The organism is Anaerostipes sp. PC18, from assembly GCF_039789045.1.
Taxonomy (GTDB): Bacteria; Bacillota; Clostridia; order Lachnospirales; family Lachnospiraceae; genus Anaerostipes; species Anaerostipes hominis.
In genome coordinates this window covers 953,822-967,103 of sequence record NZ_CP121164.1, presented here as the reverse complement: position 1 = coordinate 967,103, position 13,282 = coordinate 953,822, and the positions used below count along the sequence as shown (strand labels likewise).

The following is a 13,282-nucleotide window of genomic DNA, read 5'->3' as shown; positions in this document are numbered from 1 at the left end:
ACTAAATTATTGATGAATACTTTGCCTTGATTTGATCTGTCACTTCCTGATCTTCCAGCTCTCTTTCACTCTCCGGGACTTTTGTTTTTATCTTATTTAAAATACTATAGGTTCCCACTGCATAGAGCAGCCCTTCCTCCCTCCTTTTCTTTATGAAATTTATAAAATTCTTCTCCGTAGCTTTCATAATTTTGTCTCCTGTCCCCTGAACAGTTCCCGCCTTCACTCTATATTTCGTACGCAGACAGACTTTTCTGACAGAAAAAAGGCCATAAGCTCCAGCTAAATCCGGAACTTATGGCCTTTTTGCAGTCTTATGTTCGATTTTTTACGCTCTTTCCTTCTATAAATTCATACTCTACGATCTGTTTTTTGGATACCGGTTCTTCTTTTATCATCTTGAGAATCGTTTCCGCCCCAAGATATCCCATCCCATACGAATCAAATTTCAGTGTCGTAAGCTCCGGCGTTAAAAGACTGCTCTCGTCATATCCACCAAATCCCACGACCGAAATATCTTCCGGAATTCGCAGTCCTTTCTCCTGCAAAACTTTATAGGCCCCGAACGCCAGGCGGTCAGTGGCGCAAACAATAGCGTCCGGCTTCATTTCCTCCAGGATCTCTCTCGTATTTTTCTGTCCTCCGAGAAAACTGTAATCACTCTTTTTTATCAGCGGATCATAAATTCCGAATGACGCAAGTCCGTCCAGAACTCCCTGACGCCTCCGGACACCTACGGCCTCATCGGTCTCATAAACGCCAATATATCCAACTTTCTTATGACCTGTCCTTCCGATATATTCTCCCACACATTTTCCTGCATTGTAATCATCGTCGATGATAGAAATCCCGTCTTCATAATCCTGAGCCAGGATAACAATGGGAATCTGTGTCTGTTCAAAAATATCGTGATGATCCTCTGTGATCGCAATAGAGCTGATCAAAATCCCATCTACATTTAGATGGATCAGCTTTTGTATGTTTAAAAGCTCCAGATCAATATCGTGATCCGAATTCTTGATCAGTGTTGTATAATTCCTGTCCCTTATATACCGGTCAATGCTTGTGATGACACGGCTGGTAACCTTGGAATTCAGAGTGGGCACTACGACCCCGATCACATTGCTTTCCTTTGCCTTTAGCCTTGCGAATGTATTCGGCGCATAATTATATTCTTCGATTACTTTCTGGATCTTTTCCCTTGTAGCCTTTTTGACATATCCCCCATTAAAATAACGGGAAACCGTGCTTTTTGTCACTCCCGCCATCTCTGCCACAACAGCCATTGTTATTTTTTTTGGCATTGTGTATCCTGCCTTTCTCTCATACTTGATTTTATTGTAAGATGATTTTCCGGATTGTGCAACCAGAATCCGGTTTCTTTCTGTTTTCTTTGACATTTTATTATTTGTGTAATATATTACATATAGGAGGTGCTTTGACTATGAAATTGGAAGATTACGACAGCAGACACCTGCTGTTTGCAGCATTATTTACGACCAGCAACCGGCTCCAGTCGATCGGAGACCGCTTTTATGAAGAGATCACGTCAAAACAATGGTTTCTTCTGGCTGCTCTCAATACCTTTGAGTATGCCCCAACCTTTAATGAGCTTTCCTCCCTGATGGGCAGTTCCCACCAGAATGTAAAGCAGATCGCTTTAAAACTTCAGCAGAAGGGTTATGCAGAAATAGAAACAGACCCCGATGACCGCCGCAAAAGCCGGGTTCGCCTTGGCAGAAAGGCCGAGTCACTGCAGTCTGCATATGCCTCAAAGGAAGAAGATTTTATGGATCTTTTATACAAGGGTATCTCAGAATCACAGCTGAAAACTACACTGGAAACCCTGAATACTATGATGAAAAACATGGAGGAATGTAATATATGAAGAAAACCGCAGTTGTCTACGGGTCCGTTTACGGTTCCACAAAGCAGTACGCACAGTGGATTGCCGACGCCTTGTCCGCAGATCTATATGAAAATAAAAGTCTGGACATTTCTGTCCTGGATCCTTATGACATTATTATTTACGGCGGCGGCCTTTATGCCGGAGGAGTCACCGGTATTTCCCTGATCTCCCGCCATCCTGAATTTATTCAGAAGAAAAAAGTGTTTTTATTCACTTGCGGAATTGCCGATCCTGCGAAACCTGAAAACATAGAACATATTTTAAAAAACTTAGATTCAGTTTTCACCGGTAAATTAAAAGAACAGATTTCTTTTTACCATTTCAGAGGAAGAATGGATTATGAACGGCTCAGCACAAAGCACCGGGTCATGATGTGGATGATGAAAAAAATGCTCTCAAAGAAAAAACCTGAGGAGCGGACGGAAGAAGATCAGGGAATCCTTGACACTTATGGGACACTGGTTGACTTTACCGACCGGAGCAGCATCATTCCTCTGGTGCAGGATGCCAGTCAATATATCTAAAAATTCCAAGAAAAGTCGTCAAAAACTCTGAAATTAAGCCATAAAACAGGGATACGCCTGTACAATACAAGTGTATCCCGTAAAATTTTATTCTGTTTCTGCTGCTTCCCGGTTTTTTACCTGTTCTTCCTGCATATTATCTTTTTGTAAATAGATTCCTGCCAAAATAGTTCCTGAAATTGAGTGCCATACACAGGATACAGCACTGGCCATAGCCGCCTGAGGTGCCGCAGCAAAATGGGCTGTCGCCAGATTTGTAGCAAGTCCCGCATTCTGCATTCCGACTTCAATAGAAATTGTGCGTTTCTTTGCTGTGTTCATTCCTGTCAGTTTGCCGACTCCATAGCCAAGGGCATATCCAAGGCTGTTGTGCAGCAAGACTGCAATAAATATCACAGCACCGGATTTAAAGAAATTCGCTCCCTGAAGTGCAATGACGCCTCCGACGATCAATGCCAGTCCGATTACTGATATTCCCGGCATGACCTGCTGTGCTTCTTTGAATGCTTCCTTTTTGCCAAACAACGTATTCAGTATAAATCCGAGCAGGACTGGAAGCAGCACAGATTTCACGATCGAAATGAACATGGAAGCGGCGTTGACTTCGATCCTCGCTCCTGCCAAAAACAGTACCATCATCGGTGTCATGACCGGTGACAAAAGCGTGGAAGCCGTAGTCATTCCCACGGAAAACGGCACATCCCCATGGCATAAGTATGACATGATATTAGATGATACCCCTCCCGGGCAGCACCCGACGAGAATTAATCCGATGGCGATCTCATTGGGCAGGCGCAGGATAGCCGAAATCCCATAAGCAAGGAACGGCATTATCAGATACTGTGCCGCTGCTCCGATAAAGATATCCAGCGGGCGTTTTGCCAACACTTTGAAGTCCTCTGTCGTCAATGTCAATCCCATCGTAAACATGATGACTCCAAGTACAAGGCTCTGATTATTTCCCTGTACCCAGGAGAAAACATCCGGGACAAAGAAGGCTGCGATTGCCACTAAAATGACAAAAACAGACGTTTTGCTGGACAGCATACTGCTGATTTTTTGTAAGGTTTTCATATGTATCCTCCATCTTTCATATATAAGTCTATTGGATATTTTATTCTAATGAACAGAATGTGTCAAGAAAAGGAAATACGTATATTATTGAAAAATCCAGGACTTTCAGCCTCCCATGGAATGTTCTTAGCCTGAGATGCCTGAGCAAGACAAAACAAAATCTCTCCTTCATCCGGGTCCTCAGCATAAAAGCCTGCCTGCCATAATTCGTAGCTTTTTTCAGCCCCTTATTCTCCAGCAGAACTGAAAGAATGGTACGGTCCCCCTCTGTTCTGCCAGCTCGCTTAACGGCTCCACGTAAAATTCCTCATAAAGTCTCTTAATCTGCTCATTTTCATGGCTTATCCGAAGACCTCACCTTATCAATCATTTTTCTGGCATTTCCTGTGCCGTAGATCACTGCCACGTTGACTGTGAGACCGCCGATATCAAGTTTTCCCCTTGTAATATGCAATAAACAGTAAAAATTACTATTATTATATATCATTTTCCAGGAGAGCACAATGTTTATTTGCAATATCCTGTCTGAAAATCAACTACATGAAGCAATTCTTCTCCGCTCAGATATCTTCTGACATTTTCCACTGCGATGTCTGCGATAAAATCCAGTGTCTGCGGAAGATGGAAGTCCCCTGAAATATGAGGTGTGATTACTGCATTTTTAATATTCCACAGGCGGTGTTCCTGGGGCAGAGGTTCCGGATCTGTTACATCCAGTCCCGCGGCATAGATCTCTCCCGTGATCAGAGCATTGCACAGCGCCTCCGTATCCACGGCATTTCCACGGCCTGCATTGAGAAAGACAGCGGTCTTCTTCATTGTCCTGAACTGCTGCTTTCCGAACACACCCCGCGTTACCGGTGTATTTGGCAGAATAGAGACGACAACATCAGCCTTTGGGAGCAGCTCATCGAGTTCCTCCATGGTGTGCAGTTCATCCACTCCCTCCAGACACTCTCCCTTCCTTCTCTTAATCCCGATCACATAGGAATCCAGCCCTTTCATCAATTTAGCAAATGACAGCCCGATATCTCCGAGTCCCGCGATCAGCACCGTATTTCCGGTCAGTGAGAGGACCTGCCCTTCATCGGACCAGTCGCAGCGGTTCTGGTTATCCCGGTATACGTGAAGTTTCTTTTGTATAGACATGAGCACGGCAAACAGATGCTCCCCCACGGCTTTTCCATAGGCGCCGGTAGCGCTGGTCATGATTGTATTGTCATTTAAAATATTCACGCCCATATAAGCATCGGTCCCGGAAGAATTCAGCTGCAAAAGTTCCAGATTTTTTGACATGCCGATCATCCATGCGGGGACATTTCCGATGATGATATTTGCTTCCTGCACCATTTCTCTGTCCACATCCTCATAAGAAGAATACCTAATATCACATCCTTCGGAAACCTCTCTTAACTTCTCTTTATATGTATCACTCATCGGAACAACGGTCAAAATCTTTTTCTTTGTCATAATGATTCTCCTATCCTGTTTTATTTTTAGGGATTTTATTATATCATAAGGCATGGAGGAAAAAATATGAACCCGAAAAAGAAAATTTTGATTATCGGCTCCTCTGTGGCCGATGTAATTATAAATGTCAAAAAGCTCCCGGCACCCGGGGAAGATGTGCATATCTTAGATCAGCATCTCTGTATCGGCGGATGTGCTTTTAATGTATCCGATATCATCCGGCATTTCCAGGTGCCTCACCTGTTGTTTTCTCCGGCCGGCACCGGGATCTATGGAGATTTTGTCAGAGAAGAATGGAGAAAGCGTGGAGTTGTCCCTGTCCTGCCTGTCCCTGATCTTGAAAACGGCTGCTGCTACTGTTTTGTCGACCAGACAGGCGAACGGACTTTTGCTTCATACCACGGAGCCGAATATCTGTTTCAGAAAGAGTGGTTTGATCTGATTGATGCTTCCGACTATGACACAGCCTATATCTGCGGACTGGAAATCGAAGAAAAAACCGGAGAACACATCGTTTCGTTTTTAGAACAGCAGCCGCATATGGACATCTATTATGCGCCGGGTCCAAGGATTGACAAACAGCCGAAAGATCTGATGAAACGCCTTTTTGCACTTCATCCTGTAGTACATTTGAATGAGGCAGAGGCCTTCATGCTGTCCGGCGAAACAACGGCAGAACATGCCGCACAGTCCATCAGCAGATTGACCGGACAGGATATAGTGATCACTCTGGGCAAAGACGGAGCATACTGCCTGGAAAACGGAAACGGATTATTTCTTCCGTCCAGAAGTGCAAAACAAATGGACGCCACCGGAGCCGGTGACGCCCACATAGGAGCTGTAATGGCACTTAGAAAACTCGGAGCTTCACTTTCCGACGCGGTCCGCAGGGCCAATCTGATCTCCGCGGCGGTCGTCGAAAAAAAGGGAGCTTCTTTGGATCATCAGTCATTTTTACAATGCCTCAATAGATAATCGTCCCATAGCTTTCAAATGCTTCTTTCATTTCATCGGACAGCGGTTCATCCAGGATAAAGCCGTCGAAGTCTCCGATTTTTGCATACGAACAAATGGTACGTTTTCCGATCTTGGACGTATCGCATACGAGATAATTCTGATCTGCCGCGGCCATCATTTCCTTTTTGATCTCTGCCTGATCCATATTTGGTGTGGTGACGCCCTTGGTCAGTGACACACCGTCCGATGACATGAATGCCTTTTCTACCGAAATATGTTCAAGAAATTTCATGCCCATGCTGCCCACTGTGCTTTCAAAGGCTGTCCGCACATGCCCTCCGATCAGGATCAGATAGACGCCCTCCATTTTTTGAAGTTCCATGGCAGCAGGCAGGTCATTGGTCACGACCGTAAGCTTTTTTGCATCCTTTAAGAGTTTTGCAAGCTCCAGCATGGTCGTTCCGCTGTCCAGAAGGATCGTGTCTCCATCCTTAATCATGCTCCTGGCCTTTGCCGCTGCTTTCTGCTTTTCTCTCAGACATTTCTGCTTTCTTGCGGCAATGGATTCTTCCACATTTAAAATATCTTCGTTCAGCAGAGCCCCTCCGTGGGTCCTTGTAAGCCTCCCGGCATTTTCCAGTTCCATCAGATAGGTGCGGACCGTCGTTCCGCTCACATGAAACCGCTCAGAAAGTTCGGCGCTGCTCACCCTTTTATTTTCTTTCAAAAGCCTCATGATCTCTTCTTTTCGTTCTTCTGCAAACATACGGTCCTCCTGTCAGTCTCTTTTTATAATTTCACAATCTTTTTGTTTACGATGGATTCATTTCCTGCTTTTACGATCCTTACTGCCATCTTTCCGTCATAACCGCTGCACTCTACAGGCGTATCATTTATAATAGAGCGAATAAAACTCCTGTCTTCGGCTAAATAGGCATCCTTGAACAGGAACTTCCAGCTCCTTGTAGTCGGACGTTTCAGCTCATGGTTCGGGGTACAGGTAAGAATCTTCTTTTCATGGATATCGCCAAGACAGATCACCCCTTTTGTCCCCAGGATCTCTACCCTGGCATCATATCCGTACTGGACATACTGGGCGCCTTCCACGCAGGCATGTATCCCATTGGCAAACTCTCCGGTCATGATGACATTGTCATAGAAATCCGGGTACTGTTCGGCAATCTCTTTATTTCTGAAATTCCCTCCTATGGCGTACACGCTCTCAAGTTCACTCTCCGCGAACCAGCGGACCGTGTCAATATCATGGCTGCTGACCTCTGCCAAAGGCCCGTTGCTCTTCTTGATATCAAACATCCACTCTTTTGGTTTACTGGGCCCTCTGGAATGAGATTTGACCAGGACAATATCGCCGATTTCCCCTTCTGCGATCATCCGTTTTGCTTCCTGGAAGCTCTCGTCGAAACGACGCATAAATCCAATTTGAAGCTTTACATTGTTTTCATCGGCAGCCTTGATCATCTCGTCACATTCTTTCTCGTTCATAGCCATAGGCTTTTCACAGAAAATGTGCTTCTTTGCCTGGGCTGCGGCCACTGCGATCTCTTTGTGGTACTTGGTCGGCGTCACGATGTAAACCGCATTGATCTCGTCATTTTTCAGGACATCTCTGTAATCTGTATAATACTGATCAATCCCCAGTTCTTCTGCCGCATTTTTTGCTGTTTCCTCCACCGGGTCACAGACTGCGATAATCCTTGCATTGGGAACGCTTCCTGTGTAATTATGTGCGTGGACCATTCCTGCCCTCCCGGAGCCGATCAGACATACTTTGACTTCTCTCATCTTCTTTTCCTCCCCTTATTCATGCATTTCTTTTACAATCTCAACACCTGCACTCGTTCCGAGCCGCTCTGCACCGGCTTCTATCATGGCAAGGGCCGTTTTCAGATCTCTGATGCCTCCCGCGGCTTTTACCTTCACCTCATCGCCCACAACAGATTTCATCAGCCGGACGTCTTCCACTGTGGCCCCTCCGGTTCCAAATCCCGTAGAAGTTTTTATAAAATCCGGCTTCACTTGTTTTGCAATTTCAGCAACTTTTTGCTTTTCTTCGTCAGTGAGATAACAGTTTTCGAAGATCACTTTGCTGATGACCCCTGCCTTTCTGCAGACAGCGACGATCTGCTCCATCTCTTCTTTTATGTATCCGTAATGATTGTTTTTTACTTCCGCCACATTGATGACATAATCGATTTCATCGGCTCCTTTTTCTATAGCATCATTGGTCTCGAAGACTTTGCACTCGAGTGTGGTCTGACCCAGAGGAAATCCGATGGCTGCACCCACATGTACCGGGCTTCCATCCAACAGTTCTTTACACAGACTGATCTGTGCCGGATTGATCGCTACCATCTTGAACTGGTACTCTTTCGCCTCGCCGCAAAGCTTTTCAAACATTACTCTGTCTGCAAATGCCTTTAAATTCGTGTGATCCACCATACCTGCCAACTGTTCTGCCGTGATCTTCATCTCTGCACCCTCCATTTCGTTTACCTGCGTTATGCTTCGTTTACTTGTGTTTATGATTTTATATTACCACAGGTAATATAAAAAAGCAATACATAACTGAACAAAAGTAAATAAAAGTTTTCATAAGTATTTTATTATTAAAATTCTCAAATATGTCTATTCATTTGGCACAATTTTTGAAATATTAAATATGCTGCGGTTCTTATTAGATAGTCTCTCAGAAAATCCGGATTATTTGAAACAATCATCATACTCCAGAAAAGGTATGAAATGGATATTACAAACAAAATAAAATTTCCTTTATCTAGATGCCCACTTTTTAGTTGCTTCTCTATAAGTGAAATCACTTTAAACCAATTTGCATCTCTTTTATAAAGATAATAGCCTGCAAATAATAACAGGACCCCTAGATAAGTTATTTCCAACACCTGTTCTATCTCTTCGTTTTCACTGTGGTGGTATCCGAAAATTTTACGAACCATGCTGTTTATTCTCGTTGAACAATATGTTAATGAACCATATAACCAACGATCCAATACCACTTTTCTATAGTTCTCTGTTTCATCAAATGATACAGGCAAAATAAACAAAACAGCAATTACAACCAGAAAATCTTTTATAAGCATAATTTATACCTCCTTCGTTACTATAAACAACTTTGTGTCACTCATAGTATGAAGAAAGAAGAGTCCTGAAAGATTTTCTCTCATAGACTCTTCTTTTATAAAAGATTCTTCAGTTTTCTTATCTTTCTTTCATCCCCATGTAGATCTTCTCTGCTGTAATCGGCAGTTCTCTCACACGCACTCCTGACGCATTGTATACTGCCTCAGCGATTGCCGGACTCGGGGTATTGATGACAATTTCTCCGATGGATTTTGCCCCAAAAGGCCCTGTCGGCTCATAGCTGCTCTGAAATTCTACCCGGATATTTCCGATGTCCTGTCTTGTAGGAATCTTGTACTGCATAAAAGAGTTGGCCGATGTCTTCCCTTTTTCATTGTAAAGGATTTCTTCATACAAGGCCATTCCGATTCCCTGAGCAATGCCTCCCTCGGTCTGGACTTTTGCAAGGTTTGGATTAATGACGGTTCCACAGTCCACCACAGCCGCAAAATCAATCAGTTCCACTGCCCCTGTCTCCAAATCCACTTCCACTTCTGCGGCCCCTGCCATAAACGGAGGCGGAGAAGTCGGGGAGTAATGGGATTCACTTGCCTGAAGCGCTTCCTCATTTCCGCACATCACCTGATTGCCTATATCTTTTAATGATATTTCTTTTCCGCTTTCCGGGTGGAACACTCTCTTTCCGTCAAACTCTGCTTCTTCCGGCGGACAGGACAGGTACTGGGCACCTTTTTTTAAAATCTTTTCTTTCAATACCTCACAAGTCTTCACCACCGCCATCCCGGTCACATAAGTTGTGCTGGATGCGTAGGATCCTGTATCATACGGGGAAACATCTGTATCCACTCCGTGGACAATGATCTGATCCATATCACAGTCCAGACAGTCTGCCGCCATCTGGGCAAGAATCGTGTCACATCCGGTTCCCATATCAGAAGCACCGATGATCAGACTGTAAAATCCATCGTCGTTTACTTTGATCGTCACCGCAGCCGTGTCCACATTGGAAATGCCAGAGCCCTGCATAGCTAACGCCAGGCCGACACCCCTCACTTTTCCGTTGCCCATGTCTTTTCTTGGATATTTCTCATCCCATGAGATCATTTCTTTTACCCGCTCCACACACTTGTCCAGTGCACAGCTTGTTGCTGTCTCTCCATAGTAAGCAGGCATCTTCTGGCCTTTCTTCACCATGTTCAGTTCTTTTAACTTCACCGGGTCCATGCCCATCTTGTGAGCCAGTTCATTTACTGCGGATTCCACGGCAAAAATACCCTGGGTAGCTCCGTATCCCCGGTAAGCCCCGGCAGACATAACATTGGTATAGACTACATCGTAGGCAAAACGGAATGCTTCTGCCTTGCCGTACAGAGGAATGGACTTATGTCCGGAAAGCCCAACGGTCGTCGGACCATGCTCTCCGTATGCCCCTGTATTTGACAGGGTATATACATCAATTCCTTTAATAATTCCATTTTCATCTGCACCGATGCGCACGGTGATTTCCATCTCATGCCGCGGACTGGATGCGATGAAAGATTCTTCTCTTGTGTAGACGATCTTTGCGGGCTTTCCTGTCTTCATGGTCACCAGGGCCGGATAGACTTCCGTGACCACCGTCTGCTTCGCCCCAAAGCCTCCTCCAATCCTTGGCTTTACCACTCGGATTTTTGACTTTGGAATATCCAGGGCGTTGGACAGGATTCTTCTCACATGGAATGTAACCTGCGTGGAGGACACCACATTGAGCCTTCCATATGCGTCCATATGCGTAAACGTACAGAAGTTTTCCATCATAGCCTGCTGGTTTGCTTTCGTGTGATAAGTCTCCTCTACGTAATATTTACAATCTTTCAGTACCTGGTCAATATCGCCTTCCTGTGTCTCACTGCGGGCACAGAGATTTCTCTTATTGTCCGCCCCTACCTCACAGAGAGCTTTCCAGTTTTCCTCCGGATGTACCAGGATCTCATGATCTTTCGCTTTCCTGAAATCCAGGACCGGCTCCAGCACTTCGTAATCAACCTTTACAAGCTTCATGGCCTTTGCCACTGCTTTTTCAGAGACACCTGCGATAACTGCCACCGCATCTCCAACAAAACGCACCCGGTCATCTAAAATCCTGCGGTCATAGGGGCTCGGTTCCGGATAGGTCTGTCCTGCCATGGTAAATCTCTTATCCGAACAGTCTTCATGGGTCAAAACACACTCGATTCCCGGAACTTTCAGTGCTCTTTCCGTTTCTATTTTCCTGATCTTGGCATGGGCATGGGGACTTCTTAAAACCTTTACGATCAGGCAGTCTTTCGGAGCCAGGTCATCCGTATAGACAGGTTTTCCGGTCACCAATGCCATGGAATCTACTTTTGGGACAGAAGTATTGACTAAATTCATGTTACTGTGCTCCTTTTTCTTTCATGTAATTCCGGATAGCGCGCATCTGGCCCTCATATCCGGAACACCGGCAGAGGTTCCCTGCCAGGTACTCTTTTATTTCCTCAATAGACGGATCTTTTAATTCCCTCATCATCGCAATCACGTTCATGATAAATCCCGGAGAACAGTATCCGCACTGTTCTGCCCCTTCTTTTGCGAGGAACCTTCCAAAGTTTACCGCCTCTTCCTGAAGCCCTTCTAAAGTTATGATTTCTTTTCCTTCTGCTCTGGCTGCCGGCATGGCACAGGAAAGACTCGGCTTTCCATTCACCAGAACGGTACACAGGCCACAGTTGGTTGTGTCGCATCCCCGTTTTACACTGTAACATCCCATATCTCTCAATAAATCCAGCAGCATGCAGTCCGGCTCTATATCAGCTGCCGCCGGCTTTCCGTTTAACTGAAATTTCACTTCCATCCCTATGACTCCTCCAATACAGCATTTGCAGCGCGCCTCACGAGAACTTTTGCTACCGCTTCCCGATATTCAGCGCTGCCTCTCATATTGCTTCCAAATTTCATGTCAGCGACTGCCTTTTCGGCTAAAGTATCTGCCGGTTGCCCATGGATCACAGCAAGCTCAGCCTTCGCCGGCCTTGCTCCCACAGAGACATACCAGATATCTTCCTTTTTTGATACAGCACATGCAGCCACAGGGAAATCGGTCTTTGTCGCCCTCTGGGACAGATAAGCGACTCTGCGCCCATCTTTTTTAATGATGATCTTCTCTAAAATATCACGGTCACGCTTCCTGTCAGCAAATTCAGCCAAAGTCATTTTTCCTGCATGGACCAGCACCACTTCCGTGTCAAGGGCAAGCAGACAGGTCAGCACGTCAGAAAATCCAAATCTTCCATAGATACTTCCCCCTACCGTGGCCTGGTTCCTGAACTGGACACCCACGATATGCCGCACACTTTCCTTTATTGCCCCGCAAAAATAAGCCTCCAGCTCCGGATGAGTTTCCAGGCTCCTCAGGGAACACATAGCTCCGATCTCAAATGCTTCTTCTGTTTCCTTAATGTAGTCTAAATCAAGTCCGGACAAATCAATGGCATTTTGTATGCGCGGGGAACAAAGTCTCAGCCACATTATCCCCCCAAGGACCCGGTTTGTCTTTTTTTGATTCAGCTTATATGCATCTGAAAGACTTTCCGGCCTTAAATAATTTGCTATCGTTACCAATTCAATCTCCTCCATCGTCATTCGTTAAAATCACTCTCTGTCCGACACATTTTTTCGTTTCCGGACAGAAAATACTAATTTATACTGTAACATAGAAATAAGAAAGAGCGGAAGAGTTTTTTTAGAAAAACCATATGTATACAAAAATTAGATTAATTTATACCCACAGGGCACCCCGTATTCTATACCCTTCGGGTGCGCGCGCTTTGCGCGATAAGGTTTGACATACAGATAAATACCCTGGTAGTTAATCACAGAATCCTTTTCTGTGCCTAACTATCAGGGTACAACTTATTTCTTCTTCAAATATTCCTTTACTTAAGAATTAAATAATACTCCGATTCTATAAATAGTGTCGTATACAGATGCGGTTAGTTTTCTCTTATCATAGATAACACAATTTACTCTTGTTACTGTTTATCAAGCCGCAAGCAAGTGACCAAGGCATCTACATAGCATTTCAATACAACTCTTGTTACTGTTTATCGATGGCATATACAAAGGAGCAGGGAAAATATAGCATATTTCAATACAACTCTTGTTACTGTTTATCAAGATTTACTGTTAGAAGAATTAGACGGATACTGATTTCAATACAACTCTTGTTACT

The 13,282-nt window shown here is 44.7% G+C and carries 16 protein-coding genes and 1 CRISPR repeat array (1 of these 17 only partly in view); of the genes, 3 read left to right on the top strand and 13 right to left on the bottom strand.

Annotation, left to right across the window (positions count from 1 at the left end):
* Position 1 precedes the first annotated feature (1 nt).
* Both P8F77_RS05320 and P8F77_RS05315 read right to left on the bottom strand, forming a co-directional pair.
* Positions 2 to 187 (bottom strand): hypothetical protein, encoded by a 186-nt coding sequence (locus tag P8F77_RS05320; protein WP_270431178.1) that lies wholly within the window; start codon positions 185 to 187, stop codon positions 2 to 4.
* Between the two features lie 127 nt (positions 188 to 314).
* Positions 315 to 1,304 carry a LacI family DNA-binding transcriptional regulator gene (locus tag P8F77_RS05315; RefSeq protein ID WP_287517666.1) on the bottom strand — a complete coding sequence of 330 codons (990 nt, stop codon included), beginning with the start codon at positions 1,302 to 1,304 and terminating at the stop codon, positions 315 to 317.
* 140 nt (positions 1,305 to 1,444) lie between these two features.
* On the opposite strand from P8F77_RS05315, the gene P8F77_RS05310 reads away from it, so the two are divergent.
* Both P8F77_RS05310 and P8F77_RS05305 read left to right on the top strand, forming a co-directional pair.
* Positions 1,445 to 1,888 (top strand): MarR family transcriptional regulator, encoded by a 444-nt coding sequence (locus P8F77_RS05310; protein ID WP_148458901.1) that lies wholly within the window; start codon positions 1,445 to 1,447, stop codon positions 1,886 to 1,888.
* Positions 1,885 to 2,433, top strand: coding sequence for a flavodoxin domain-containing protein (locus tag P8F77_RS05305; RefSeq protein ID WP_024728244.1), 549 nt, complete (start codon positions 1,885 to 1,887; stop codon positions 2,431 to 2,433). Before P8F77_RS05310 ends, P8F77_RS05305 begins: the two co-directional genes overlap by 4 nt.
* 87 nt (positions 2,434 to 2,520) lie before the next feature.
* On the opposite strand, the gene P8F77_RS05300 is transcribed toward P8F77_RS05305, so the two are convergent.
* The 4 genes from P8F77_RS05300 to P8F77_RS05285 all read right to left on the bottom strand — a co-directional run bounded on the left by P8F77_RS05300 (position 2,521) and on the right by P8F77_RS05285 (position 4,977).
* Entirely contained in the window at positions 2,521 to 3,507 is a 987-nt protein-coding gene (locus tag P8F77_RS05300) for a bile acid:sodium symporter family protein (RefSeq protein WP_287517662.1), read from the bottom strand.
* A gap of 219 nt (positions 3,508 to 3,726) precedes the next feature.
* On the bottom strand, positions 3,727 to 3,831 hold the full coding sequence (locus P8F77_RS05295) for an iron hydrogenase small subunit (protein WP_235824536.1): 105 nt from the start codon (positions 3,829 to 3,831) through the stop codon (positions 3,727 to 3,729).
* A gap of 10 nt (positions 3,832 to 3,841) precedes the next feature.
* On the bottom strand, positions 3,842 to 3,994 hold the full coding sequence (locus P8F77_RS05290; protein ID WP_347256403.1) for a hypothetical protein: 153 nt from the start codon (positions 3,992 to 3,994) through the stop codon (positions 3,842 to 3,844).
* 20 nt (positions 3,995 to 4,014) lie between these two features.
* The gene (locus P8F77_RS05285) at positions 4,015 to 4,977 is read right to left on the bottom strand and encodes a D-2-hydroxyacid dehydrogenase (RefSeq protein WP_287517659.1); all 963 of its coding nucleotides are present in this window, start codon (positions 4,975 to 4,977) and stop codon (positions 4,015 to 4,017) included.
* 66 nt (positions 4,978 to 5,043) lie between these two features.
* Here P8F77_RS05285 and P8F77_RS05280 point away from each other — a divergent pair, with 66 nt between their 5' ends.
* Complete coding sequence (locus tag P8F77_RS05280; protein ID WP_287517656.1) at positions 5,044 to 5,952, top strand: PfkB family carbohydrate kinase; 909 nt, start codon at positions 5,044 to 5,046, stop codon at positions 5,950 to 5,952.
* Here the strand turns inward: P8F77_RS05280 and P8F77_RS05275 are convergent.
* From P8F77_RS05275 to P8F77_RS05245, 7 genes are all read right to left on the bottom strand, one after another.
* Complete coding sequence (locus tag P8F77_RS05275) at positions 5,942 to 6,700, bottom strand: DeoR/GlpR family DNA-binding transcription regulator (RefSeq protein ID WP_024728248.1); 759 nt, start codon at positions 6,698 to 6,700, stop codon at positions 5,942 to 5,944. The two genes, P8F77_RS05280 and P8F77_RS05275, sit on opposite strands and share 11 nt — an antisense overlap.
* 23 nt (positions 6,701 to 6,723) lie before the next feature.
* A complete protein-coding gene (locus tag P8F77_RS05270) occupies positions 6,724 to 7,737 on the bottom strand; it encodes a Gfo/Idh/MocA family oxidoreductase (RefSeq protein ID WP_024728249.1) in 1,014 nt (337 codons plus the stop codon).
* A gap of 15 nt (positions 7,738 to 7,752) precedes the next feature.
* Positions 7,753 to 8,439, bottom strand: coding sequence for a deoxyribose-phosphate aldolase (deoC, locus tag P8F77_RS05265; RefSeq protein WP_024728250.1), 687 nt, complete (start codon positions 8,437 to 8,439; stop codon positions 7,753 to 7,755).
* Positions 8,440 to 8,570: 131 nt separating this feature from the next.
* Positions 8,571 to 9,050 (bottom strand): hypothetical protein, encoded by a 480-nt coding sequence (locus tag P8F77_RS05260; RefSeq protein WP_287517652.1) that lies wholly within the window; start codon positions 9,048 to 9,050, stop codon positions 8,571 to 8,573.
* Between the two features lie 118 nt (positions 9,051 to 9,168).
* Positions 9,169 to 11,445: a molybdopterin cofactor-binding domain-containing protein gene (locus P8F77_RS05255; protein ID WP_287517649.1), complete on the bottom strand. Its 2,277-nt coding sequence runs from the start codon at positions 11,443 to 11,445 to the stop codon at positions 9,169 to 9,171.
* A gap of 1 nt (position 11,446) precedes the next feature.
* Positions 11,447 to 11,905 carry a 2Fe-2S iron-sulfur cluster-binding protein gene (locus P8F77_RS05250; RefSeq protein WP_287517647.1) on the bottom strand — a complete coding sequence of 153 codons (459 nt, stop codon included), beginning with the start codon at positions 11,903 to 11,905 and terminating at the stop codon, positions 11,447 to 11,449.
* 2 nt (positions 11,906 to 11,907) lie between these two features.
* Complete coding sequence (locus P8F77_RS05245) at positions 11,908 to 12,693, bottom strand: FAD binding domain-containing protein (RefSeq protein WP_287517645.1); 786 nt, start codon at positions 12,691 to 12,693, stop codon at positions 11,908 to 11,910.
* A 371-nt stretch (positions 12,694 to 13,064) separates the two neighbouring features.
* Positions 13,065 to 13,282: a CRISPR direct-repeat array (repeat unit 30 nt; unit sequence ATTTCAATACAACTCTTGTTACTGTTTATC); it runs 460 nt beyond the window's last position.

Excerpts from the sequence above, each read along its gene's own strand:
- P8F77_RS05315 (WP_287517666.1), bottom strand. The coding sequence starts at position 1,304 with ATGCCAAAAAAAATAACAATGGCTGTTGTGGCAGAGATGGCGGGAGTG.
- P8F77_RS05300 (WP_287517662.1), bottom strand. The coding sequence starts at position 3,507 with ATGAAAACCTTACAAAAAATCAGCAGTATGCTGTCCAGCAAAACGTCT.
- P8F77_RS05275 (WP_024728248.1), bottom strand. The coding sequence starts at position 6,700 with ATGTTTGCAGAAGAACGAAAAGAAGAGATCATGAGGCTTTTGAAAGAA.
- P8F77_RS05310 (WP_148458901.1), top strand. The coding sequence starts at position 1,445 with ATGAAATTGGAAGATTACGACAGCAGACACCTGCTGTTTGCAGCATTA.
- P8F77_RS05255 (WP_287517649.1), bottom strand. The coding sequence starts at position 11,445 with ATGAATTTAGTCAATACTTCTGTCCCAAAAGTAGATTCCATGGCATTG.
- P8F77_RS05285 (WP_287517659.1), bottom strand. The coding sequence starts at position 4,977 with ATGACAAAGAAAAAGATTTTGACCGTTGTTCCGATGAGTGATACATAT.
- P8F77_RS05320 (WP_270431178.1), bottom strand. The coding sequence starts at position 187 with ATGAAAGCTACGGAGAAGAATTTTATAAATTTCATAAAGAAAAGGAGG.
- P8F77_RS05270 (WP_024728249.1), bottom strand. The coding sequence starts at position 7,737 with ATGAGAGAAGTCAAAGTATGTCTGATCGGCTCCGGGAGGGCAGGAATG.
- P8F77_RS05260 (WP_287517652.1), bottom strand. The coding sequence starts at position 9,050 with ATGCTTATAAAAGATTTTCTGGTTGTAATTGCTGTTTTGTTTATTTTG.
- P8F77_RS05245 (WP_287517645.1), bottom strand. The coding sequence starts at position 12,693 with ATGACGATGGAGGAGATTGAATTGGTAACGATAGCAAATTATTTAAGG.
- P8F77_RS05250 (WP_287517647.1), bottom strand. The coding sequence starts at position 11,905 with ATGGAAGTGAAATTTCAGTTAAACGGAAAGCCGGCGGCAGCTGATATA.
- P8F77_RS05280 (WP_287517656.1), top strand. The coding sequence starts at position 5,044 with ATGAACCCGAAAAAGAAAATTTTGATTATCGGCTCCTCTGTGGCCGAT.
- deoC (WP_024728250.1), bottom strand. The coding sequence starts at position 8,439 with ATGGAGGGTGCAGAGATGAAGATCACGGCAGAACAGTTGGCAGGTATG.
- P8F77_RS05305 (WP_024728244.1), top strand. The coding sequence starts at position 1,885 with ATGAAGAAAACCGCAGTTGTCTACGGGTCCGTTTACGGTTCCACAAAG.
- P8F77_RS05290 (WP_347256403.1), bottom strand. The coding sequence starts at position 3,994 with ATGATATATAATAATAGTAATTTTTACTGTTTATTGCATATTACAAGG.